This is a genomic window from Klebsiella sp. 141251, from assembly GCF_050600725.1.
Classification (GTDB): domain Bacteria; phylum Pseudomonadota; class Gammaproteobacteria; order Enterobacterales; family Enterobacteriaceae; genus Klebsiella; species Klebsiella aerogenes.
This window is the reverse complement of sequence record NZ_JAQIRG010000007.1, coordinates 164,055-187,378: the sequence shown is the minus strand read 5'-3', so window position 1 is coordinate 187,378 and position 23,324 is coordinate 164,055. Positions and strand designations below refer to the sequence as shown.

Here is a 23,324-nt window from a genome sequence, read left to right as displayed (position 1 = left end):
GAGTCGCTATGAAACCATTAATTCAGGTACAGGCCGTCAGTCAACGCTTTAACACCGCCAGCGGCGAGTTCCTGGCGCTGCAAAACGTCTCTTTTGATATTCACGAAGGGGAAACCATTAGCCTGATTGGCCACTCCGGATGCGGAAAATCCACGCTATTGAACCTGATCGCCGGGATTACCCAGCCTACTGAGGGCGGACTGTTATGCGATAACCGTGAAATTTCCGGGCCGGGGCCTGAACGGGCTGTGGTGTTTCAGAACCATTCGCTGCTGCCATGGCTGAGCTGTTTTGACAACGTGGCGCTGGCGGTGGATCAGGTGTTTCGCCGCACCATGAGCAAGGCAGAGCGCCGGGAGTGGATCGAACACAATTTACAGCGAGTACAGATGGGGCACGCGCTGCACAAACGGCCGGGAGAGATCTCCGGCGGTATGAAGCAACGCGTTGGCATCGCGCGCGCGCTGGCGATGAAGCCAAAAGTGTTACTGCTTGATGAGCCTTTTGGCGCGCTGGACGCGCTCACCCGAGCCCATCTGCAGGACGCGGTAATGCACATCCAGCAGGAACTGAACACCACCATTGTCGTGATCACCCACGACGTCGATGAAGCGGTGCTGCTTTCCGACAGGGTGTTAATGATGACCAATGGCCCGGCCGCGACGATCGGCGAGATCCTTGACGTTAATCTGCCGCGTCCGCGTAGCCGGGTCCAACTGGCGGAAGATAACCGCTACCACCACCTGCGTCAGCAGATCCTCCATTTCCTCTACGAAAAGCAGCCGAAAGCGGCGTAAGGCGGAATGATGCGGCGACTGGTGATTATCGGCAACGGTATGGCGGCAACCCGGCTGGCTGAGAAGCTGGCGGCGCGCGCGCAGGGGCGTTTCATCATCACGCTAATCGGCGATGAACCACAGCCGGCCTACAACCGCATTCAGCTCTCGCCGGTACTCGGCGGGGAAAAAAAGGCGGCGCAAATCCAACTGCTGCCGACGGAGTGGTACGCACAGCATGGTGTCCGCGTGCGGCTTGGCGAAGCGGTCAGCGAAGTGGATGTCGCGGGGCGGAGGCTGCGCGTCGGCGGCGACTGGCTGGGATGGGATGAACTGGTGTTCGCCACCGGATCGCAGCCATTTATCCCGTCGCTGCCGGGCATTGAGCGCCCGCAGGTATTCGCCTTTCGCACCCAGGCGGATGTCGAAGGCATCCTGGCAATCCCCGGCCCGGCGGTGGTAATCGGCGGTGGCGTACTGGGCGTGGAGGTCGCGGCGGCGCTGCGCCGTCACGGTGGGGAAGTGACGCTACTCCATCGCGGTAGCGGTTTGATGGAGCCGCTTACCGATGCTTTTGCCGCGGAACAGTTAAAACAACAGCTTGAGGCACGCGGCATCCACTGCGAGCTGGAGAGCCGAATTGCCGCTATTGACGAGCAGCATGTGCGGCTGGAGGACGGGCGCGCTTTTGCCGCCAGCCGGGTGGTGTTAGCCACCGGTGTACGGCCGGATATCCGTCTGGCGGCGCGCAGCGGCGTAGCCTGCCAGCGGGGGATTATCGTCGACCGCCGGATGGCGACCTCGCTGCCGGGGATCAGCGCTATCGGCGAGTGTTGTGAGATTGACGGCCAAACCTGGGGGCTGGTGGCTCCCTGCTTGCGCCAGGCCGATGTGTTAGTTGAACGCCTGTGCGGGGCTCCCGGCGAAGAATTCAGCTGGCAGGACGGCGGCACCCGGCTGAAGGTCTCCGGTATCGAGTTTTTTAGCGCCGGCGAACAGCGGGCCGGCGAGCAGGACCAGATCTACAGCAGTTGGGACCCCATCGATCGCCACTACCGTCGCCTGTTGGTCCGCGATGGCCGGCTGCACGGCGTGCTGCTGCTGGGCGACTGTCAGCATGCGGCGCCGCTTACCGCGCTGCTCGGCAGCGATAAGTCTCCTTCGGCGGAGTGGCTTTTTGACCCTTCTATAACGCAGCCGCGAGCTGCAGGAAAAATGACGATGACTAAACCTGTATTAGTGCTGGTCGGACACGGCATGGTCGGCCACCATTTTCTTGAGCAATGCGTGAGCCGGAACCTGCACCAGCAGTACCGTATCGTGGTTTTTGGCGAAGAGCGCTATGCCGCCTATGACCGGGTTCATCTCTCGGAATATTTCGCCGGGCGCAGCGCAGAGTCGCTATCGCTGGTAGAGGGAGACTTTTTTAGCCAGTACGGGATTGAGCTGCGGCTAGGAGAGACGATCGCGGAAATCGATCGTCCGGCGCGAATCGTGCGCGATGCCCACGGCCATGAAACCCATTGGGATAAGCTGGTGCTGGCGACCGGCTCCTATCCCTTTGTGCCGCCAATCCCCGGTAACGATGAAGAAGGCTGCTTCGTCTATCGTACGCTTGACGATCTTGACCGCATTGCCGACCGCGCCGCCACTGCGCAGAGCGGGGTGGTCATCGGAGGCGGGCTGTTGGGGCTGGAAGCCGCCAACGCGTTAAAACAGTTGGGGCTTAAGACCCATGTGGTGGAGTTCGCCGCCAACCTGATGGCGGTGCAGTTGGATAACGGCGGCGCGGCGATGCTGCGGGAGAAAATTCTCGATCTGGAGGTTGGCGTGCATACCAGCAAAGCGACGACCTCGATAGTGCGCACCGCCGACGGGCTGCAGCTTAACTTTGCCGATGGCGGCACGCTGCAGACCGATATGGTGGTCTTTTCCGCCGGGATCCGCCCGCAGGATGCGCTGGCGCGCGGCGCAGGCCTGGCAATCGGCGAACGCGGCGGTATCGGTATCGATGACCACTGCCGGACCTCGGACGCAGATATATTGGCGATTGGCGAATGCGCGCTGTGGAACAACAAAATTTATGGCCTGGTGGCGCCGGGCTACCACATGGCGCGCACCGCAGCGGCGCAGTTGACTGGCGAAGCGGCCCGTTTTAGCGGCGCCGATATGAGCACCAAACTCAAACTGCTCGGCGTGGATGTGGCGTCGTTTGGCGATGCTCACGGACGTACAGCTGGTTGCCAGAGCTATCAATGGACCGATGGTCCGCGGCAGATCTACAAAAAGATCGTTGTCAGCGCTGATGGCAAAATGCTGCTGGGCGGCGTATTGGTGGGCGATGCCGGTGACTACGCGACGCTGTTGCAGATGATGCTGAACGGCATGGCGCTACCGTCTCGTCCGGAAAGTCTGATCCTCCCGGCCATGGATGGGGCCACGACGAAAGCGCTGGGGGTGTCGGCGCTGCCGGATAGCGCGCAGATTTGCTCTTGCCATAACGTCAGTAAGGGAGACATTTGCCAGGCGGTCAGCGCCGGAGCGGGCGATATGGCGGCAATCAAAAGCTGTACTAAAGCAGCGACCGGCTGCGGCGGCTGTAGCGCGCTGGTCAAACAGGTGATGGAACACCAGCTTGCCGGGCAGGGCGTCGAGGTTAAAAAAGATATCTGCGAGCATTTTCCGTGGTCGCGGCAGGAGATCTATCATCTGGTACGAGTTAACCACATCCATACCTTCGATCAGCTCATTAGCCGTTACGGGCAGGGCCACGGCTGTGAAGTGTGTAAACCGTTGGTGGCGTCGGTACTGGCCTCCTGCTGGAATGAGTATCTGCTGAAACCGGCGCATCTGCCGCTGCAGGACACCAACGATCGCTACTTCGCCAATATTCAGAAAGACGGCACTTACTCGGTGGTGCCGCGGATGGCCGCAGGCGAAGTGACACCGGATGGGCTTATCGCTATCGGCCATATCGCCAAACGTTACCAACTGTACAGTAAAGTGACAGGAGGGCAGCGTATCGACCTGTTTGGCGCGCGGTTGGAGCAACTGCCGGACATCTGGCGTGAACTGGCGGCGGCGGGATTTGAAACCGGACACGCCTACGGCAAATCATTACGCACGGTAAAATCCTGCGTCGGCTCGACCTGGTGCCGCTATGGGGTTCAGGATTCAACGGGGCTGGCGGTAAGGCTTGAACATCGTTACAAGGGGCTGCGCGCGCCGCACAAAATCAAAATGGCGGTCTCGGGCTGTACCCGCGAATGTGCCGAAGCGCAAGGTAAAGACATCGGGGTTATTGCGACTGAAAAGGGCTGGAATCTTTACGTCTGCGGCAACGGCGGGATGAAACCGCGCCATGCGGACCTCTTTGCGAGTGACCTTGATGACGCCACCCTAATTCGTACTGTCGATCGGTTGTTGATGTTTTATATTCGCACCGCCGACCGCCTGCAGCGCACCAGTAGCTGGATGGATAACCTTGAAGGCGGCGTGGCGTATCTACGCGAGGTGATCTTGCACGATAGTCTCGGTATCGGCGATGAGCTGGAGCAGGAGATGGCGCGGGTGGTGGATAGCTACCAGTGTGAATGGCAGACCACCCTGAACGACCCACAGAGGCTGGCGCTATTCCGTTCCTACGTTAACAGCGATGAGGCCGATGAGGCGGTGCAGCGGCAAATCCTGCGCGGTCAGCCGCAGCTGGTGGCGCCTCAAGGGCTTGGGCAACCGGCCCTGCCGTCGCGGCCGTGGCAGGCGATCTGCGACCTGGACGCGATTCCGCCGCAGGCGGGGATCGGCGCGCGCCTCGGCGAACGGCAGATTGCGCTGTTCCGCTTCGGCGAGCAAGTTTATGCGCTGGATAACCAGGAACCCGGCAGCGAGGCCAACGTGTTATCGCGCGGCATTTTAGGCGACGCGGGCGGCGAGCCGATCGTCATTTCGCCACTCTATAAACAGCGGATTCGCTTGCGAGACGGTCGCTTGTACGACAGCGGCGAGCCGTCGGTGCGCGCGTGGCCGGTGAAGATCGAACAGGGCAAAGTGTGGGTCGGCAACCAGGTATTACTGCTGCGCGCGGAGGCTAGCTGATGAGCGAAACCCGAACCACCTGTCCATACTGCGGCGTCGGTTGCGGAGTTATCGCCCGCGTTGAACCAGGCGGAACCGTCACGGTTCGCGGCGATGAAAACCACCCCGCTAACTTTGGTCGCTTGTGCGTAAAAGGGGCTGCGCTTGGGGAAACGACCTCGCTTACCGGGCGGTTATTACACCCTGAAGTCGATGGCCGGGCGGTCGGCTGGCCGCAGGCGCTGGCGGAGGCGGGTTCACGTCTGCGCGACATTATTGAGCGCTACGGCCCGCAGGCGGTCGCGTTTTACGCTTCCGGTCAGCTGTTAACTGAGGATTATTACGCCGCCAACAAGTTGATGAAGGGCTTTATCGGCGCCGCCAATATTGATACGAATTCGCGGTTATGTATGTCATCGGCGGTCACCGGCTATAAACGGGCGCTCGGCGCGGACGTCGTGCCGTGCAGCTATGAAGATGTCGAGCAAAGCGATCTGGTGGTGCTGGTGGGCTCCAACGCCGCCTGGGCGCATCCGGTTCTCTATCAGCGGTTGGCGCAGGCGAAACGCGATAATCCGCGGTTGCGGATCGTGGTGGTGGATCCGCGACGCACCGCGACCTGCGATATTGCCGACGATCATCTGGCCTTGGCGCCCGGTAGCGATGGCGGGCTATTTGTCGGCCTGCTTAATGCCATTGCCGCCAGCGGTGAAATGGCGGCGGGTTTTCGCGACCAGCGGCAGGCGCTGACTATCGCCGCGGAATGGAGCGTGGAAAAAGCGGCCGCATTCTGCGGCCTGGCGCCGGAGCAGGTGGCCCGCTTTTATCGTGATTTTATCGCTGCACCGCGCGCCATCACGCTGTACACCATGGGAATTAATCAGTCCGCCAGCGGCAGCGATAAGTGCAACGCGATTATCAATGTCCATCTTGCCAGCGGGAAATTTGCCCGCCGCGGCTGCGGGCCGTTTTCGCTGACCGGTCAACCAAACGCCATGGGCGGGCGTGAAGTGGGGGGACTGGCGACGATGCTGGCGGCGCATATGAATTTTGAGCCGCAGGACCTGCAGCGATTAGCGCGTTTTTGGGGCAGCGAGCGACTGGCGCAGACGCCGGGACTAACCGCCGTCGAACTATTCGCCGCGATTGGACGCGGTGAGGTCAAAGCGGTGTGGATTATGGGGACCAATCCGGTGGTCTCACTGCCCGATAGCCACGCGGTGAGTCAGGCGCTGTCCAGGTGTCCGCTGGTGATGGTCTCCGATGTCGCCGCCAATACTGATACGGGTCGCTTTGCCCATATCCGCTTTCCGGCGCTGGCATGGGGCGAAAAAAACGGTACCGTGACCAACTCGGAACGACGAATTTCGCGTCAACGGGCTTTTTTGCCGCCGCCGGGGGAGGCGAAAGCCGACTGGTGGATTATTTCCCGTCTCGCCGCCGAATTAGGTTATGCCCGGGCTTTTTCATGGCAACATCCGCATGAGGTGTTTTGTGAACACGCGGCGCTCTCAGGATTTGAAAATGACGGTCAGCGGGCGTTTGATATCGGGGGGCTGGCGGACCTCAGCCGGGAGTCGTGGGATGCCCTGGCGCCGGTGCGCTGGCCGGTGAGCCGCAGCGCCGCGCCCTGGCGGTTAACGGAGGGCTGGCACGTCGACGGCAGGTTGCGGATGGTGCCGGTGTCGCCGCAGCCGACCCGGGCGCAGACCGAGGCATTTTATCCATTGATCCTCAATAGCGGACGTATTCGCGATCAGTGGCATACCATGACCCGCACCGGCGACATACCGCGGTTGATGCAGCATATTGCCGAACCGGTCGTCGAGGTGGCACCTGCCGACGCTCGTCGTTTTGAATTACGAGAGGGAGAACTGGCTCGCGTCTGGTCGCGCCACGGCGTGATGATTGCGAAGGTGATAGTCAGCGAAGGGCAGCGCGGCGGTTCACTCTTTGTGCCGATGCACTGGAATAATCAGTTTGCCCGCCAGGGGCGGGTCAATAACTTACTGGCGGCGGTCACCGATCCGCATTCGGGGCAGCCGGAGAGCAAGCAGTCGGCGGTAGCGATAGCGCCGTGGCGGCCGGCGTGGCAAGGGGAGCTATTATCTCGCGAGCCCTTGCCGTTGCCTTCCTCGCTGCACTGGCGGCGGCGGGCGGCGGTAGAGCTCAGCCATTTGTCGCTAGCCGCGGACACCGGCCCGCAAAGCTGGCTGACCGAGTGGTGTCGCAAGCAGGGATGGCAGTTGCAAATTGCCGAGGGCGGTGGGCTGTGGAACCTACTGGCCTGGCACGACGGACAATTGATGCTCGGCTGCTGGAGCGATATTAAGCCGCCGCAAATCGATGCTGAATGGCTGTATACGGCGTTCCGGACGCCGCCGCAGACCGCCGGGCTACGCCATGCGCTGCTCAGCGGCCGTAAGGGCGGCGACAGCATGCCGCGTGGGCAGACTATTTGCAGTTGCTTTAGTATCGGTGAGCGGCAGATCGGCGAGGCTATTGCCGGCGGTTGCGTCAGCGTAGAGGCGCTTGGCGCGAAGCTCAAGTGCGGCACCAACTGTGGTTCCTGTATTCCGGAACTCAAAGCGCTGCTGGCGGCAAATCAAACCCGAACGCTGGTTTGATGATAGGGGAAAACAAACGCCAACCGGTTTCAGTTTATTCCTGGAATGGCCCACAGGGCTGCGGGGAAGGGCAAAAAACGATAAACTAACGTGATGTTGTTATTCCCCGTGAGCTTACGTTAATCCGTTTGATGCCTTTGCCGTACCGCTTAGCCCCATCACTGACGCTTCTCCTGCTGCTGACAGGCACTCCCGCTTGGGCGCTGATTGCCAACGATAACAGTATGCCGCCGCAAACTACGCTGCCCGATTTAGGAATAGCGCCGCAGGTTGACGACGATGCCAAACATTTCGCCGAGATGGCAAAAAAATTCGGCGAAGCCAGCATGAGCGATAACGGACTGACCACCGGCGAGCAGGCGCGGATGTTCGCCATCAGCAAAATCGGCAATGAGTTCAGCCATCAGCTGGAAAACTGGCTGTCGCCGTGGGGTAATGCCAATATCGACCTGTTGGTGGATAAAGAGGGTAACTTCACCGGCAGCAAGGGTAGCTGGTTTGTGCCGCTGCAGGACAATGAGCGTTACCTCACCTGGAATCAATATTCGGTTACCCGGCGCGAGAACGATCTGGTGGGCAATATTGGGCTCGGTCAGCGCTGGCGTGTCGGTAGCTGGCTGTTGGGTTATAACTCGTTTTACGACAAAGTGCTCAGCGAGAGCCTGGCGCGCGGCAGCATCGGCGCGGAAGCCTGGGGCGAGTACTTGCGCTTATCGGCCAACTATTACCACCCACTCGGCGATTGGCAGTTGCGGGAAAATCAGACCCAGGAGCAGCGGATGGCCGTTGGCTATGACGTGACTGCCCAGGCGCGATTGCCGTTTTATCAGCACATTAATACCAGCGTCAGCGTTGAACAGTACTTCGGCGATAGCGTCGATCTGTTTCATTCCGGTACCGGATACCACAATCCGGTAGCGGTTTCGGTGGGACTGAATTACACCCCGGTACCGTTGGTGACGGTCACCGCAAAACACAAACAGGGTGAAAATGGCGTCAGCCAGAATAATGTCGGCCTGAAGCTGAATTATCGTTTTGGGGTACCGCTGAAACAGCAACTGGCGGCGGATGAAGTGGCTATCAGCAACTCGCTACGCGGCAGCCGATACGATAGCCCGGAACGCGATAATCTGCCGGTAGTGGAGTATCGCCAGCGTAAGAATCTGACGGTCTATCTGGCGACGCCGCCGTGGGATCTGCACTCCGGCGAAACGGTACAGCTGAAGCTGCAAATTAATAGCCTGCACGGTATTAAATCGCTGCACTGGCAGGGGGATACTCAGGCGCTAAGCCTGACGCCGCCGGTTAATGCCAACAGTGCGGATGGCTGGAGCATCATTATGCCGGTATGGAACAGCGAGCCGGGCGCGGTGAATCGCTGGCGTCTGTCGGTGGTGGTTGAAGACAAATCGGGTCAGCGCGTCTCGTCCAATGAGATCGCACTGGCGCTGACCGAGCCGCTGGTGACGTTTACGGCTCCCGACGTTTCCTGGACGGAATCGCCTTAGAAGATCCGTTCCTGGTGAACCCAGACGGCGGCTTCAACGCGTGATTTCAGCTTCATTTTCTTCAGCATATGCTTCACATGCACTTTAACCGTGCTTTCGGTGATATCCAGGCGGCGGGCGATCATTTTGTTCGGCAGGCCCTGGGCAATCAGCTTCAGGATATCGCGCTCGCGCGGGGTCAGCTGGCTGATGTCGCGGTCGGACGTGGCGCGATTAGCGCGCAGGCTGGCGGCCAGTACCGGGGTTAACGCTTCGCTTAATACCATTTCGCCCGCCGCGGCCTGCTGCAGCGCTTTCAGCAAATCTTCCGGTTCCATATCTTTCAGCAGGTAGCCGTCGGCGCCGCGTTTCAGGGCGGTCACCACGTCCTCTTCATGATTGGAGACGCTGAATACGACCACGCGGCCGGAGAGCGATTTTTCCCGCAGCTTGTCAAGGGTTTCGAGGCCGTTCATCCCCGGCATATTAAGGTCCAGCAGAATAAGATCCGGATCCAGCGATTCCGCCAGTTCAATACCTTGTTCGCCATTGCTGGCTTCGCCGATAACCTGAATGTCCGGCGCCATGCTAATCAGTTGCTTGACGCCAGTGCGCAGCATGGGATGATCATCAATGAGAAGGATGGTTGCCCGTTCCTGTTGACTCATAGGGGTCTCCTTATTGGATTGAGAACGCTTTTTCCGGGATAAATGTCACCACGACTTCGGTACCGCCGGTCTCCCGGCGGCGGACCTGACAGTCGCCGCGCAAGCTTTGCGCGCGATCCCGCATAATAATTAAACCGTAATGGTTACTTCGCTCCGCGTTTTCCGGTACGCCGCGGCCGTTATCGGCAACGACTAAACGTACCTGATTATCGCGTTGTGACACGGTCACGGTGACTTCCGTCGCGTTGGCGTGCTTCAACGCATTGCTTAACGCCTCGCGGGCGATCTGCAACAGGTGAATCGCCTGATGCGACGGGACAAATCGCGGCGGCAACTGGTAATCGAGTTGCACCGTGAAACCAAAATGGGCGCTGTACTCCTGACAGCTGGCCTCCAGCGCCGGACGCAGTCCTGCTTCGGTAAGCTGCAGACGGAAGGTGGTTAATAACTCCCTCAACTGCGCCCACGAAGTATTCAGTTCGTTGCGTATTTGCCCCAGCAGCAGGCGGCTTTCATCCGGCAGGCTGTCGCCCTGCATCTGCAGACAGCTGACCTGCATCTTCATGCACGAAAGCGACTGGGCGATTGAGTCATGCAGCTCGCGGGCAATGGTGGCGCGCTCTTCCATCACAATAAGCTGCTGCTGCTTCTCCTGATGGCGGTCCAGCGCGAGCGTGCTGGTCAGCTGTTCCACCAGCGTATCCACCAGTTGCTGTTGATCGTGGCTCAGATGGCGGCCAACCGGCAGCGTGGCCAGCAGGATGCCATACTGGTTATGCGCGTCCGATAGCCGCCATTTCAGCGTCGTACCGCCATCCGGCAGCGGGGGAAGATCGCGCGGACACAGATAACAGCCTTTATCATCGCATTCGATATCGGAGTGGCAGGCAAATTCCTGATGATTGTCTTCATCCTCGAGATCATATACCCGCACTTCAATATCACGCAGCAGCGTCAGCCCCTGCAGGCCATTCAACACCGGTGAAATGCGCTCGCACAGCGGGGCGCTGGAGTGTAGCCGACGGTTGGCCTGCCATAAAAAGGCCAGAATCTCGTTTTTCTGCTCGAGGCCGGCGGTCTTTTCCTGTACTCGCCGTTCAAGCACGGCGTAGCTTTCCGCCAGCTCTTCCGACATATTATTCAACGCCATACCGAGCGTCGCCATTTCGTTACGCCCGCTAATGTGCGCGCGCTGGGTAAAATCGCGCTGGCTGACCGCCCGCGCCATACCCAGTAACTGTTTCCATGGCCGTAGCAGACGCGCACGCAGCCAGATGATGGTAAAGATCAGCAGCACCGCCATGCCGATGGCGAGAATGCGATGGATCCAGACCACGCGCTCGATACGCTGTTCTGTCGTGTGGTCGAAAGCGGTAACCAACCGGTCAATACGGTCGACAAAATCGGCGACATCTTGCGCCACGTCGCTTTGCCTGACCGCCTGTTTCATGCCCGGTCCCAGCGACAACTGCCAATATTGCTGCAGCGCTTTCAGCTGTACTTCCTGGCCGTCACGACGCGCGGAGTATTGCAACTCCGGGCTAAATACGGTTGCAGTCATATCGTTAAACAACTTTTGATCGTTGTCCGTCAGCGGAATAGCCGCCAGCAGGCGATAGCTCTGCATACGCAGCGAGCCGGCCTTGTTAATGGCGTGGGCGCTGCCCTGCACCCCATGCACCAGGCGGGCGGATATCGCCATGCCGGCCACGCCGATGATGGTGGCGAGCAGTACGATTAACGCAAGCTGATTAACCAACGTCAGCGGCGTAAAAAGACGTTTTAACATGGAATGGGTGGCTCCTGATGGGTCATCTCTCCGGGAGTGGCGCTTATTCTCGGCTATCCCCTGGAGTATACCCATACCCCTAAGGTATTACTCCTTAATTGTCGGTGGTAGGCGCCGTGGTGGGAGGGATAACCAGAAACCCGGCAGTCGCGTGAAAAACCACACTTTTTCTCTCACAATTATCTACTCACTTCGGAGCATGATTTATTTTTGTACAAAATGGCCCGCGCTTTTCCTTTGATTTATATCAACTTACAGCCTTGAGCAACCCCTAAGGTAGCATCAGGAAATATGAATAATCAGAGGTATCTATGAGTCACTCTTCAATCCCGGAGAAGGCTAACAGCTCAGTCATCACCGACTGGCGTCCTGAAGATCCTGAGTTTTGGCAACAGCGCGGCCATCGTGTGGCGAGCCGTAATTTGTGGATCTCCGTTCCCTGCCTTTTACTGGCGTTCTGCGTCTGGATGTTGTTCAGCGCCGTCGCCGTGAACCTTAATAAAGTTGGCTTTCAGTTTACTACCGATCAGCTGTTTATGCTGACCGCCCTCCCGGCGCTTTCCGGCGCATTATTACGCGTACCTTATGCCTTTATGGTTCCGCTGTTCGGCGGCCGCCGCTGGACGGCGTTCAGTACCGGTATCATGATTATTCCGTGCGTATGGCTGGGCTTCGCGGTACAGGATACCTCCACGCCGTTTAGCGTGTTCGTGATTATCTCTCTGCTGTGCGGCTTTGCCGGCGCTAACTTTGCATCCAGCATGGCGAACATCAGCTTCTTCTTCCCGAAAGAGAAACAGGGCGGGGCGCTAGGGGTTAACGGCGGTCTGGGTAACATGGGCGTTAGCGTAATGCAGCTGGTTGCGCCGCTGGTGGTCTCGCTCTCTATCTTTGCCGTGTTCGGCGGTAGCGGTAGCGAGCAGCCGGATGGCTCGATGCTGTATCTGGAAAACGCCGCGTGGATCTGGGTGCCTTTCCTGATTATCTTTACCCTGGCCGCGTGGTTCTTTATGAACGACCTGTCGGCCTCAAAAGCGTCGCTGAGCGAACAGTTACCGGTACTTAAACGCCTGCATCTGTGGATCATGGCGCTGCTGTATCTCGCGACCTTCGGCTCTTTCATCGGTTTCTCCGCCGGGTTTGCGATGCTGTCAAAAACCCAGTTCCCGGACGTGCAGATCCTGCACTATGCCTTCTTCGGTCCGTTTATTGGCGCGCTGGCGCGCTCAATGGGCGGCGCGATTTCCGACCGACTCGGCGGGACCCGCGTGACGCTGGTCAACTTCGTGGTGATGGCTATTTTCTGCGCGTTACTGTTCCTGACTCTGCCGACCAATGGTCAGGGCGGCAACTTCATTGCCTTCTTCGCGGTATTTATGGTGCTGTTCCTGACCGCGGGATTGGGCAGCGCCTCCACCTTCCAGATGATTTCCGTTATCTTCCGTAAGCTTACGATGGATCGCGTCAAAGCGCAGGGCGGCAGTGAAGCGCAGGCGATGCGTGAAGCGGCGACGGATACCGCCGCGGCGCTGGGCTTTATTTCAGCGATTGGCGCGATCGGTGGTTTCTTTATTCCGAAAGCGTTCGGTATTTCGCTGGATCTGACCGGATCGCCGGCCGGGGCAATGAAAGTCTTCCTCGTGTTCTATATTGCCTGCGTGGTGATCACCTGGGCGGTATACGGCCGTAAACAGAAATAAGTCTTTTCTTAACGGTAAGTGACAGGGCGCGCCACAGGGTGCGCCTTTTTTATGAGTGGCTATTAGTTACAGCATACTTTTGATCTGCGCAAGGTGGTTAAATTCAGGGAGATAACGCTGGTAAGCCATCTACCACTTAATACCTAAGCGTGGCATAAATCCCGGTTAACATTCTGTCATATTTAAAATAATCCTTATAAAACAAAGTGATAATCAATGAATATTGTTACTACTTTGGTGGTAATTGTGGTTTGAGGGCGGATTTATAAGGTATTTCGCATTGATCGTCATCAATTCTCCTCCTTCGGCATGGCGCTATTTTCGCTGCAAATCCAGCAATGTCGATTTATCAGAGAGCCGTCAGGCTCCATATCAGGAGAAACCCGATGAGTAAATTTCTGGACCGGTTTCGCTACTTCAAACAGAAGGGTGAAACCTTTGCCGATGGGCACGGCCAGCTTCTTAAAACCAACCGGGATTGGGAGGATGGATACCGCCAGCGTTGGCAGCATGACAAAATCGTGCGTTCCACTCACGGTGTGAACTGCACCGGCTCATGCAGCTGGAAAATTTATGTCAAAAATGGTCTGGTCACCTGGGAAACCCAGCAGACCGATTACCCGCGCACCCGCCCCGATCTGCCGAACCATGAGCCACGCGGCTGTCCGCGCGGCGCCAGCTACTCCTGGTATCTGTACAGCGCTAACCGCCTGAAATATCCGCTGATGCGTAAACGTCTGATGAAAATGTGGCGTGAAGCGAAAGTTCAGCATAGCGATCCGGTTGAGGCATGGGCTTCAATTATTGAAGATGCCGATAAAGCGAAAAGCTTTAAACAGGCCCGCGGCCGCGGCGGTTTTGTTCGTTCTTCATGGAAAGAAGTGAACGAACTGATTGCCGCCTCAAACGTTTACACCGTCAAAACTTATGGTCCAGACCGCGTGGCAGGCTTCTCGCCAATCCCGGCGATGTCGATGGTTTCCTACGCGTCCGGCGCCCGTTACCTGTCGCTGATTGGCGGTACCTGCCTGAGCTTCTACGACTGGTACTGTGACCTGCCGCCGGCCTCGCCGATGACCTGGGGCGAACAGACCGACGTGCCGGAATCTGCCGACTGGTATAACTCCAGCTATATCATCGCCTGGGGCTCCAACGTCCCGCAGACCCGTACCCCGGACGCGCACTTCTTTACCGAAGTTCGCTATAAAGGGACCAAAACCGTGGCAATTACTCCGGACTATGCCGAAATCGCCAAGCTCTGCGATCTGTGGCTGGCGCCGAAGCAGGGTACCGATGCCGCGATGGCGCTGGCGATGGGCCACGTCATGCTGCGTGAGTTCCACCTCGATAAACCGAGCCAGTACTTCACCGATTACGTACGTCGCTACACCGACATGCCGATGCTGGTTATGCTCGAAGAGCGCGATGGCTACTATGCCGCTGGCCGTATGTTGCGCGCTGCCGACCTGGTTGACTCCCTGGGCCAGGAGCAGAATCCGGAATGGAAAACCGTCGCCTTTGACGAGAAGGGCGAAATGACCGTACCTAACGGTTCTCTGGGCTTCCGCTGGGGCGACAAAGGCAAGTGGAACCTCGAGCAGCGCGATGGTAAAACCGGCGAAGAGATTGAACTGCGTCTGAGCCTGCTTGGCAGCCACGACGATATCGCCAACGTCGGCTTCCCATACTTTGGCGGTGAAGGTTCCGAGCATTTCAACAAAGTCGACCTCGAAAACATTCTGTTGCACAAACTGCCGGTGAAACGCCTGCAGATGGCCGACGGCTCCACCGCGCTGGTGACCACCGTTTATGACCTGACCATGGCTAACTATGGCCTGGAACGTGGGCTGAACGATGAAAACTGCGCGACCAGCTACGATAACGTCAAAGCGTACACTCCGGCCTGGGCTGAAAAAATTACCGGCGTATCCCGCGCGCACATCATCCGTACCGCCCGCGAATTTGCCGATAACGCCGATAAGACCCACGGCCGTTCGATGATTATCGTCGGCGCGGGCCTGAACCACTGGTTCCATCTGGACATGAACTACCGCGGACTGATCAACATGCTGATCTTCTGCGGCTGCGTTGGCCAGAGCGGCGGCGGTTGGGCGCACTACGTTGGTCAGGAAAAACTGCGTCCGCAGACTGGCTGGCAGCCGCTGGCGTTCGCCCTTGACTGGCAGCGTCCGGCACGCCACATGAACAGTACATCGTACTTCTATAACCACTCCAGCCAGTGGCGCTATGAAACGGTCACCGCGCAGGAACTGCTGTCGCCGATGGCGGATAAATCCCGCTACAGCGGACATCTGATCGACTTCAACGTGCGCGCTGAGCGTATGGGCTGGCTGCCGTCGGCGCCACAGCTGGGCGTGAACCCGCTGCGTATTGCTGACGAAGCGAAGAAAGCCGGCATGACGCCGGTCGATTACACCGTGAAATCGCTGAAAGAGGGGGCTATTCGCTTTGCGGCCGAACAGCCGGAGAACGGTAAAAACCATCCGCGTAACCTGTTTATCTGGCGTTCCAACCTGCTGGGTTCCTCCGGTAAAGGTCATGAATACATGCTCAAGTACCTGCTGGGTACCGAGAATGGCATTCAGGGCAAAGACCTTGGCAAGCAGGGCGGCGTGAAGCCGGAAGAAGTCGAGTGGCGGGATAACGGCCTCGACGGCAAACTGGATCTGGTCGTCACGCTCGACTTCCGTCTGTCGAGCACCTGTCTCTATTCCGACATCGTACTGCCGACCGCAACCTGGTACGAAAAAGACGACATGAATACTTCGGATATGCATCCGTTTATTCACCCGCTGTCGGCCGCCGTTGACCCGGCCTGGGAATCGAAGAGCGACTGGGATATCTATAAAGGTATCGCTAAGAAATTCTCTGAAGTGTGCGTGGGTCACCTCGGAAAAGAAACTGACGTAGTGACGCTGCCGATTCAGCACGATTCCGCCGCGGAAATGGCGCAGCCGTTTGACGTTAAAGACTGGAAAAAAGGCGAATGTGACCTGATTCCAGGGAAAACCGCGCCGCATATTATTCCGGTCGAGCGCGATTATCCGGCGACCTACGAGCGCTTCACCTCTATCGGCCCGCTGCTGGAAACCATCGGCAACGGCGGTAAAGGGATCGCCTGGAATACCCAGAGCGAGATGGATCTGCTGCGTAAGCTCAACTACACCAAGGCGGAAGGCCCGGCGAAAGGCCAGCCGAAGCTGGAGACCGCTATCGACGCCGCTGAAATGATCCTCACTCTGGCGCCGGAAACCAACGGTCAGGTGGCCGTGAAGGCGTGGAAAGCGCTGAGCGAATTTACCGGCCGCGAGCATGCGCACCTGGCGCTGAATAAAGAAGACGAGAAGATCCGCTTCCGCGATATTCAGGCGCAGCCGCGTAAGATCATCTCCAGCCCGACCTGGTCTGGCCTGGAAGACGAACATGTCTCCTATAACGCTGGCTATACCAACGTTCACGAGCTCATCCCTTGGCGTACGCTGTCCGGCCGTCAGTCGCTGTATCAGGATCACCAGTGGATGCGCGACTTTGGCGAAAGCCTGCTGGTCTATCGTCCGCCGATCGACACCCGTTCGGTGAAAGCGGTGATGGGCGAGAAGTCCAACGGCAATCCAGAGAAGGCCCTTAACTTCCTGACGCCGCACCAGAAGTGGGGGATTCACTCCACTTACAGCGATAACCTGCTGATGCTGACCCTGTCGCGCGGCGGGCCGATCGTCTGGATGAGCGAAGCGGATGCGAAAGATCTCGGTATCGAAGATAACGACTGGATCGAAGTATTTAACGCCAACGGAGCCCTGACGGCGCGTGCGGTAGTGAGCCAGCGCGTACCGGCCGGAATGACCATGATGTATCACGCGCAGGAACGTATCGTGAACCTGCCAGGCTCTGAAGTTACCGGTCAGCGCGGCGGGATCCACAACTCGGTCACCCGTATTACGCCAAAACCGACCCATATGATCGGCGGCTACGGCCACCTGGCATACGGCTTTAACTACTATGGCACCGTCGGTTCCAACCGCGATGAGTTTGTTGTGGTACGTAAGATGAAGAACATTAACTGGTTAGACGGCGAAGGTAATGACCAGGTACAGGAGAGCGTAAAATGAAAATTCGTTCACAAGTCGGCATGGTGCTGAATCTCGATAAATGCATCGGCTGCCACACCTGCTCCGTAACCTGCAAAAATGTCTGGACCAGTCGTGAAGGGATGGAGTACGCCTGGTTCAACAACGTAGAAAGTAAGCCAGGCGTCGGTTTCCCCAACGACTGGGAAAACCAGGAAAAATGGAAAGGCGGCTGGATCCGCAAAATCAACGGTAAGCTGCAGCCGCGCATGGGCAACCGCGCGATGCTGCTGGGTAAAATCTTCGCCAACCCGCATCTGCCGGGGATCGATGATTACTACGAGCCGTTTGATTATGACTACCAGAATCTGCATAACGCGCCGGAAAGTAAACATCAGCCGATCGCCCGTCCGCGCTCGCTGATTACCGGCCAGCGGATGGACAAAATTACCAGCGGCCCGAACTGGGAAGAGATCCTCGGCGGCGAGTTTGAAAAACGCGCCAAAGACCAGAACTTCGAAAACATGCAGAAGGCGATGTACGGCCAGTTCGAAAACACCTTCATGATGTATCTGCCGCGCTTGTGCGAGCACTGCCTGAACCCGGCGTGCGTCGCGACCTGCCCGAGCGGCGCCATCTATAAGCGTGAAGAGGACGGTATCGTCCTGATCGACCAGGATAAGTGCCGCGGCTGGCGGATGTGTATCACCGGCTGCCCGTACAAGAAGATCTACTTCAACTGGAAGAGCGGGAAATCCGAGAAATGCATCTTCTGCTACCCGCGTATTGAATCCGGGATGCCGACGGTGTGTTCCGAAACCTGTGTGGGCCGTATCCGCTACCTTGGCGTACTGCTGTATGACGCGGACGCAATTGAAAACGCCGCCAGCACCGAGAACGAGAAAGATCTGTATCAGCGCCAGCTGGACGTCTTCCTCGATCCAAACGATCCAAAAGTGATTGAGCAGGCGCTAAAAGATGGCGTACCGCAGGGCGTAATTGAAGCCGCGCAGCAGTCTCCGGTATACAAAATGGCGATGGACTGGAAGCTGGCGCTGCCGCTGCACCCGGAATATCGTACCCTGCCAATGGTCTGGTACGTGCCGCCTCTGTCGCCGATTCAGTCCGCCGCCGATGCGGGTGAACTGGGTAGTAACGGGATCCTGCCTGACGTAGAAAGCCTGCGAATTCCGGTCCAGTATCTGGCGAATCTGCTAACCGCGGGCGATACCCAGCCGGTACTGCTGGCGCTGAAACGTATGCTGGCGATGCGCCACTTCAAACGAGCGGAAACCGTCGACGGCGTCGTCGATACCCGCGCGCTGGAAGAGGTGGGGCTGAGCGAAGCGCAGGCGCAGGAAATGTATCGCTATCTGGCCATCGCCAACTACGAAGATCGTTTCGTGGTACCGAGCAGCCATCGCGAACAGGCCCGCGATGCCTTCCCGGAGAAGAGCGGTTGCGGCTTTACCTTCGGCGATGGTTGTCACGGTTCTGACAGCGAATTCAACCTGTTCAACAGCCGTCGCATCGACGCCATTGACGTTACCAGCAAAACGGAGCCGCACTCATGATTGAACTCGTGATTATGTCGCGTCTGCTCGAATACCCTGACGCTGCCTTGTGGCAGCATCAGCAGGAGATGTTCGAGGCTCTCGCGTCATCGGAAAAACTCGCCAAAGAAGATGCCCATGCGCTGGGCGTTTTCCTGCGCGATTTGGTGGCTCAGGATCCGCTGGACGCCCAGTCGGCGTACAGCGAGCTGTTCGACCGCGGCCGCGCCACCTCGCTGCTGCTATTTGAACATGTTCACGGCGAATCCCGCGATCGCGGGCAGGCGATGGTCGACCTGATGGCGCAGTACGAGCGCCATGGTCTACTGCTTGATAGCCATGAGCTGCCGGATCACCTACCGCTGTATCTGGAGTATCTGGCGCAGTTGCCGGAAGAGGAAGCGCTTGGCGGCCTGCGGGACGTTGCGCCGATCCTCGGCCTGCTCAGCGCGCGTCTGCAACAGCGCGAAAGCCGCTATGCGGTGCTGTTCGAGCTGCTGTTGAAGCTGGCCAATACTCAGGTCGATAGCCAGAAAGTGGCGGAGAAGATCGCCGACGAGGCCCGCGACGATACGCCGCAGGCGCTGGATGCCGTCTGGGAAGAAGAGCAGGTCAAATTCTTTGCCGACCAGGGCTGCGGCGAGTCGGAGATTTCCGCTCACCAGCGTCGTTTTGCCGGAGCCGTGGCCCCGCAATATTTGAATATCTCTAACGGAGGACAGCACTAATGCACTTCCTGAATATGTTCTTCTTTGACATTTATCCGTACATTGCGGGTTCGGTGTTCCTTATTGGCAGCTGGCTGCGCTACGACTACGGTCAGTACACCTGGCGCGCCGCCTCCAGTCAGATGCTGGATCGTAAAGGGATGAACCTGGCGTCAAACCTGTTCCATATCGGGATCCTGGGTATTTTCGCCGGCCATTTCCTCGGCATGCTGACTCCGCACTGGATGTATGAATCCTTCCTGCCGATCGACGTGAAGCAGAAAATGGCGATGTTCGCCGGCGGCGCGTGCGGCGTGATGACGTTGGTGGGCGGTTTACTGCTGCTTAAGCGCCGTCTGCTGAGCCCACGCGTTCGCGCTACCACCACGACAGCGGATATTCTGATCCTCTCGTTACTGATGGTGCAATGCGCGCTGGGACTGCTGACCATTCCATTCTCCGCCCAGCATATGGACGGTAGCGAAATGATGAAACTGGTCGGCTGGGCGCAGTCGGTGGTGACCTTCCACGGCGGCGCTTCGCAGCATCTTGATGGCGTGGCGTTTGTCTTCCGCGTGCACCTGGTGCTGGGGATGACGCTGTTCCTGTTGTTCCCGTTCTCACGTCTGGTTCATATCTGGAGCGCGCCGGTCGAATACCTGACGCGCAAATACCAGATTGTACGCGCACGTCGCTAGTTCATCCGCGACGGCTGACTCACCCCGCCATGGCGGGGTTTTTTTTCGCCCCAACCAAGGTTGTTGCCCGCAGCGGCAAGCAAAATCAGCACCCCTCCTGCCAACTGCAGCGGCGCCAACGCATGATGGAAAACCAGATAGTCCACCAGAATAGCCACCAGCGGATAGATAAACGACAGCGAACCGGTGACCGGCGTCGGTAGCTTTTGAATCGCACTATATAAAAGCTGGTACATAATCCCGGTATGGACAACGCCGAGGATCAGCAGATAGCGCCAGGGGAATTGGCTGTTAAACTCAGGAGCATGAACCAGCGGCAAAAGCATTACCGTGCCGACGATAACCTGAATAAAAGCGATATGCTGCGCCGGGAGCGGCTGCAGTTTGCGGGCAATAATAGCGGTCAGGGCATAAAAAAATGCCGCGCCTAATGCCAGGATAATACCGGTGACGAGATTATCGCTGTGGGCGGGAGTCAGCTCGCTCGACAGTAGAATCACCACGCCGGTAAAGGCCAGGAGTAACCATGCCCATTTTACCGCGCTTACCTTTTCACCCAGCATCATGCTCAGTAATACCAGCATAAAAGGCTGGGTATTGTAGACCACGGTGGCCATCCCAATAGAAACGCGTGAGTAGGCGGCAAAAAGCAGCAGCCAGTTAATGACCAGCGCGACGCCGCCAAGGATTGCCAGCGCCAGGGTGAGACGCGTCAGGCGGCTGAAGGGCTGTCGGCTTAACAAAATAAACAGCAATAATGTGACTGCGCCGATAAGACAACGCCAGAAAACCACGTCGATTACCGGCAACCCTGAGAGCAGCACGAACGCGCCAATCGAGCCGGAAATTATCATCGCCAGACTCATTTGCCAGACTCCACGAGAAAGCTGCATATTTCACCTCCAGAAGTTTTCCATTATTGTCGTGAAAAGCCTGACAGCTTGATATATCTGAATTAAGGTAAAAACAGATAAATACCTTTATTAATTAGGTGAAATAAATGGAATACATTATTGATGAAATAGACCGGGCGATTCTGGCCTGCCTGACGCAAGATGCCAGAGTTTCGCTTAAGGTATTGAGTGCGCAGGTGGGATTGACCTCCCCGAGTACCGCCGAGCGGGTAAAACGCCTTGAGGAAAAAGGAGTGATTCAGGGTTATAGCGCACGGGTTAATCTGGCGGCATTGGGATATAGCCTGCAGGCATTAGTACGGGTGAGGCCGCTACCGGGATTGCTGCAAAAAGTGGATAAATATATTCAGGCTATACCGGAGTGTATTGAAAGCGACAAGGTCACCGGAGAGGATTGTTTTGTTATGCGTCTCGTGGTGCGTGATATTGCGCAGCTGGATACGATATTGGATGGTCTGGCAGAATATGCGCAATGCAATACGTCGGTGGTGAAAAGCTCGCCGGTAAAAAGGCGCTTGCCCCCGCTGTGAGTTTTCCCGGAGGCGGTGCTGCGCACCTGTCCGGGCTACCAGACGGCACCACCTGTAGCCTCGCTAAGCGAAGCGCGAGCGAGGAGATAGCAGAACCGGTGGCTGAAGGGAGATGGTGGTGGGGGAAGGATTACTCGGCGCTAAAGCGCCTCGCCCTTCGGGCCGTTGCCTGCGGCAACGTGCTCTCGCTGATGCTCGAGTCGAACCTTAGTCGAAGCTTCTCATCCTTCCCCGTAGGGCAGAATATAGAATATCGCAAGTAGATTAAGCTGGGCATGACATGAGGAGATGGTGGTGGGGGAAGGATTCGAACCTTCGAAGTCGATGACGGCAGATTTACAGTCTGCTCCCTTTGGCCGCTCGGGAACCCCACCAGGGGTAAAATCAAATTGTAGGCTATTCAGCAAAATGAATGGTGGTGGGGAAAGGATAACTTGTCGCTATCGCTCCTCGCCCTTTGGGCCGTTGCCTATGGCAACGTTCTCTCGCTGGCGCTCGAGTCGAACCTTAGTCGAAGGTTCTTACCCTTCCCGCTAAGTGCAAACATCGTTTACGCTTGTCGGGGAAACCATATCACTGTAGTGAATAATGGTGGTGGGGGAAGGATTCGAACCTTCGAAGTCGATGACGGCAGATTTACAGTCTGCTCCCTTTGGCCGCTCGGGAACCCCACCACGGGGTAATGCTTTGTACTGGCCTGCTCCCTTCTCGGGAAGTGGGGCGCATCATACCAAATGACGCGCCCCTGTAAAGCATTCCTTTGACAAAATTAAACTGGTTGCCTGATTTTTACGCGTAACGCCGTAAAGCTAACCAATTCATTTCGCTGTCGATTAAAGAATAATCGTCCGGTTACCGTAAACAAAGACGCGCTGCGCCAGCACTTGATAAAGCGCTCGGCTTAAGACGTTTTTTTCAACGTCGCGCCCCGCGCGCATCATATCTTCGGCGGTATAGGTATGATCGACGTGAATCACGTCCTGCATGATGATTGGGCCTTCATCCAGATTATCATTCACGTAGTGGGCGGTGGCGCCGATGATCTTCACTCCGCGCTCATAGGCCTGATGATAAGGACGCGCACCGATAAACGCCGGCAGGAACGAGTGGTGAATATTAATGATTTTGTTCGGGAAACGAGCGACAAACGCCGGAGTAAGTACGCGCATGTACTTTGCCAGTACCACGTAGTCCGGATCGTGGGCGGCTATCGCATCGCCCATTCGCTGGTCGTGCTCTTCACGGCTCAGTCCTTCATGGCTCACCAGCTCAAAAGGAATACCGAAACGTTCCACCAGCGTGCGCAGCGTTTCATGGTTGCCGATTACCGCGGCGATGTCGACATCCAGCCCACCGTAGTTGGCTTTCATCAGTAGATCGCCGAGACAGTGCGCTTCTTTGGTGACCAGAATCACCACCCGGCGACGGCCGGCCGGGTTGAGTTCGCGAATTGAACCTTCCGGCAGCGCGCTATCGAGGTCGGCCAGCAGTGTGGCGTCGTTAAAAATACCTTCGAGCTCGGTACGCATGAAGAAGCGACCGGTACGGTGGTCGACAAACTCATTGTTCTGCACGATGTTTAACTCGTGCTTGTAGCAGATATTCGTGATACGCGCGATGAGGCCTTTCTGATCAGGGCAAATGGTGCGTAGTACTTTACGTTGTAATGAATGCATCGCGGGGGAAATCCTGTTGTGTTTGCAATTGCTGATG

General features: G+C 57.5%; 14 protein-coding genes, 2 tRNA genes and 2 other RNA genes. 10 read left to right on the top strand and 8 right to left on the bottom strand.

The window, feature by feature from the left end:
- The first annotated feature begins 8 nt into the window (after nt 1-8).
- The 4 genes from PGR09_RS17150 to PGR09_RS17135 all read left to right on the top strand — a co-directional run bounded on the left by PGR09_RS17150 (nt 9) and on the right by PGR09_RS17135 (nt 8,985).
- Entirely contained in the window at nt 9-797 is a 789-nt protein-coding gene (locus PGR09_RS17150; protein WP_047078765.1) for an ABC transporter ATP-binding protein, read from the top strand.
- 6 nt (nt 798-803) lie between these two features.
- On the top strand, nt 804-4,871 hold the full coding sequence (gene nirB / locus PGR09_RS17145) for a nitrite reductase large subunit NirB (RefSeq protein ID WP_196796537.1): 4,068 nt from the start codon (nt 804-806) through the stop codon (nt 4,869-4,871).
- A complete protein-coding gene (locus PGR09_RS17140; RefSeq protein ID WP_289576668.1) occupies nt 4,871-7,477 on the top strand; it encodes a nitrate reductase in 2,607 nt (868 codons plus the stop codon). Before nirB ends, PGR09_RS17140 begins: the two co-directional genes overlap by 1 nt.
- A gap of 131 nt (nt 7,478-7,608) precedes the next feature.
- The gene (locus PGR09_RS17135; protein WP_430916343.1) at nt 7,609-8,985 is read left to right on the top strand and encodes a YchO/YchP family invasin; all 1,377 of its coding nucleotides are present in this window, start codon (nt 7,609-7,611) and stop codon (nt 8,983-8,985) included.
- Here the strand turns inward: PGR09_RS17135 and narL are convergent.
- Complete coding sequence (gene narL / locus PGR09_RS17130) at nt 8,982-9,632, bottom strand: two-component system response regulator NarL (protein ID WP_045375156.1); 651 nt, start codon at nt 9,630-9,632, stop codon at nt 8,982-8,984. The two genes, PGR09_RS17135 and narL, sit on opposite strands and share 4 nt — an antisense overlap.
- A 10-nt stretch (nt 9,633-9,642) precedes the next feature.
- Nucleotides 9,643-11,421, bottom strand: coding sequence for a nitrate/nitrite two-component system sensor histidine kinase NarX (gene narX / locus PGR09_RS17125; protein ID WP_045393808.1), 1,779 nt, complete (start codon nt 11,419-11,421; stop codon nt 9,643-9,645).
- A gap of 311 nt (nt 11,422-11,732) precedes the next feature.
- On the opposite strand from narX, the gene PGR09_RS17120 reads away from it, so the two are divergent.
- The 5 genes from PGR09_RS17120 (at nt 11,733) to narI (ending at nt 20,167) form a co-directional block, all read left to right on the top strand.
- Nucleotides 11,733-13,121: a NarK family nitrate/nitrite MFS transporter gene (locus tag PGR09_RS17120; RefSeq protein WP_045393811.1), complete on the top strand. Its 1,389-nt coding sequence runs from the start codon at nt 11,733-11,735 to the stop codon at nt 13,119-13,121.
- Between the two features lie 386 nt (nt 13,122-13,507).
- The gene (locus PGR09_RS17115) at nt 13,508-17,251 is read left to right on the top strand and encodes a nitrate reductase subunit alpha (RefSeq protein WP_047078768.1); all 3,744 of its coding nucleotides are present in this window, start codon (nt 13,508-13,510) and stop codon (nt 17,249-17,251) included.
- Nucleotides 17,248-18,783, top strand: coding sequence for a nitrate reductase subunit beta (gene narH / locus PGR09_RS17110; protein ID WP_045393813.1), 1,536 nt, complete (start codon nt 17,248-17,250; stop codon nt 18,781-18,783). Before PGR09_RS17115 ends, narH begins: the two co-directional genes overlap by 4 nt.
- Entirely contained in the window at nt 18,780-19,490 is a 711-nt protein-coding gene (gene narJ / locus PGR09_RS17105) for a nitrate reductase molybdenum cofactor assembly chaperone (RefSeq protein ID WP_348877137.1), read from the top strand. The genes narH and narJ overlap by 4 nt, the downstream gene beginning before the upstream one ends.
- Nucleotides 19,490-20,167: a respiratory nitrate reductase subunit gamma gene (gene narI / locus PGR09_RS17100; RefSeq protein WP_015367083.1), complete on the top strand. Its 678-nt coding sequence runs from the start codon at nt 19,490-19,492 to the stop codon at nt 20,165-20,167. Before narJ ends, narI begins: the two co-directional genes overlap by 1 nt.
- Here narI and PGR09_RS17095 read toward each other — a convergent pair.
- Nucleotides 20,164-21,060, bottom strand: coding sequence for a DMT family transporter (locus tag PGR09_RS17095; protein WP_430916341.1), 897 nt, complete (start codon nt 21,058-21,060; stop codon nt 20,164-20,166). The two genes, narI and PGR09_RS17095, sit on opposite strands and share 4 nt — an antisense overlap.
- A 107-nt stretch (nt 21,061-21,167) precedes the next feature.
- Between PGR09_RS17095 and PGR09_RS17090 the strand changes: the two genes are divergently transcribed.
- Nucleotides 21,168-21,611 (top strand): Lrp/AsnC family transcriptional regulator, encoded by a 444-nt coding sequence (locus PGR09_RS17090; RefSeq protein ID WP_045393819.1) that lies wholly within the window; start codon nt 21,168-21,170, stop codon nt 21,609-21,611.
- 113 nt (nt 21,612-21,724) lie between these two features.
- On the opposite strand, the gene PGR09_RS17085 is transcribed toward PGR09_RS17090, so the two are convergent.
- From PGR09_RS17085 to purU, 5 genes are all read right to left on the bottom strand, one after another.
- Nucleotides 21,725-21,857, bottom strand: a non-coding RNA gene (locus PGR09_RS17085) — RtT sRNA.
- Between the two features lie 43 nt (nt 21,858-21,900).
- Nucleotides 21,901-21,985 (bottom strand) — tRNA-Tyr (locus PGR09_RS17080).
- Nucleotides 21,986-22,024: 39 nt separating this feature from the next.
- Nucleotides 22,025-22,157: non-coding RNA, RtT sRNA (locus PGR09_RS17075), on the bottom strand.
- Between the two features lie 43 nt (nt 22,158-22,200).
- A tRNA-Tyr gene (locus PGR09_RS17070) sits at nt 22,201-22,285 on the bottom strand.
- Nucleotides 22,286-22,444: 159 nt separating this feature from the next.
- A complete protein-coding gene (gene purU, locus PGR09_RS17065; protein WP_045397565.1) occupies nt 22,445-23,287 on the bottom strand; it encodes a formyltetrahydrofolate deformylase in 843 nt (280 codons plus the stop codon).
- Nucleotides 23,288-23,324 lie beyond the last annotated feature (37 nt).

What these genes read in the sequence shown, in the direction of transcription:
- PGR09_RS17150 (WP_047078765.1), top strand. Translation starts at nt 9, where the DNA reads ATGAAACCATTAATTCAGGTACAGGCCGTCAGTCAACGCTTTAACACC.
- nirB (WP_196796537.1), top strand. Translation starts at nt 804, where the DNA reads ATGATGCGGCGACTGGTGATTATCGGCAACGGTATGGCGGCAACCCGG.
- PGR09_RS17140 (WP_289576668.1), top strand. Translation starts at nt 4,871, where the DNA reads ATGAGCGAAACCCGAACCACCTGTCCATACTGCGGCGTCGGTTGCGGA.
- PGR09_RS17135 (WP_430916343.1), top strand. Translation starts at nt 7,609, where the DNA reads ATGCCTTTGCCGTACCGCTTAGCCCCATCACTGACGCTTCTCCTGCTG.
- narL (WP_045375156.1), bottom strand. Translation starts at nt 9,632, where the DNA reads ATGAGTCAACAGGAACGGGCAACCATCCTTCTCATTGATGATCATCCC.
- narX (WP_045393808.1), bottom strand. Translation starts at nt 11,421, where the DNA reads ATGTTAAAACGTCTTTTTACGCCGCTGACGTTGGTTAATCAGCTTGCG.
- PGR09_RS17120 (WP_045393811.1), top strand. Translation starts at nt 11,733, where the DNA reads ATGAGTCACTCTTCAATCCCGGAGAAGGCTAACAGCTCAGTCATCACC.
- PGR09_RS17115 (WP_047078768.1), top strand. Translation starts at nt 13,508, where the DNA reads ATGAGTAAATTTCTGGACCGGTTTCGCTACTTCAAACAGAAGGGTGAA.
- narH (WP_045393813.1), top strand. Translation starts at nt 17,248, where the DNA reads ATGAAAATTCGTTCACAAGTCGGCATGGTGCTGAATCTCGATAAATGC.
- narJ (WP_348877137.1), top strand. Translation starts at nt 18,780, where the DNA reads ATGATTGAACTCGTGATTATGTCGCGTCTGCTCGAATACCCTGACGCT.
- narI (WP_015367083.1), top strand. Translation starts at nt 19,490, where the DNA reads ATGCACTTCCTGAATATGTTCTTCTTTGACATTTATCCGTACATTGCG.
- PGR09_RS17095 (WP_430916341.1), bottom strand. Translation starts at nt 21,060, where the DNA reads ATGCAGCTTTCTCGTGGAGTCTGGCAAATGAGTCTGGCGATGATAATT.
- PGR09_RS17090 (WP_045393819.1), top strand. Translation starts at nt 21,168, where the DNA reads ATGGAATACATTATTGATGAAATAGACCGGGCGATTCTGGCCTGCCTG.
- purU (WP_045397565.1), bottom strand. Translation starts at nt 23,287, where the DNA reads ATGCATTCATTACAACGTAAAGTACTACGCACCATTTGCCCTGATCAG.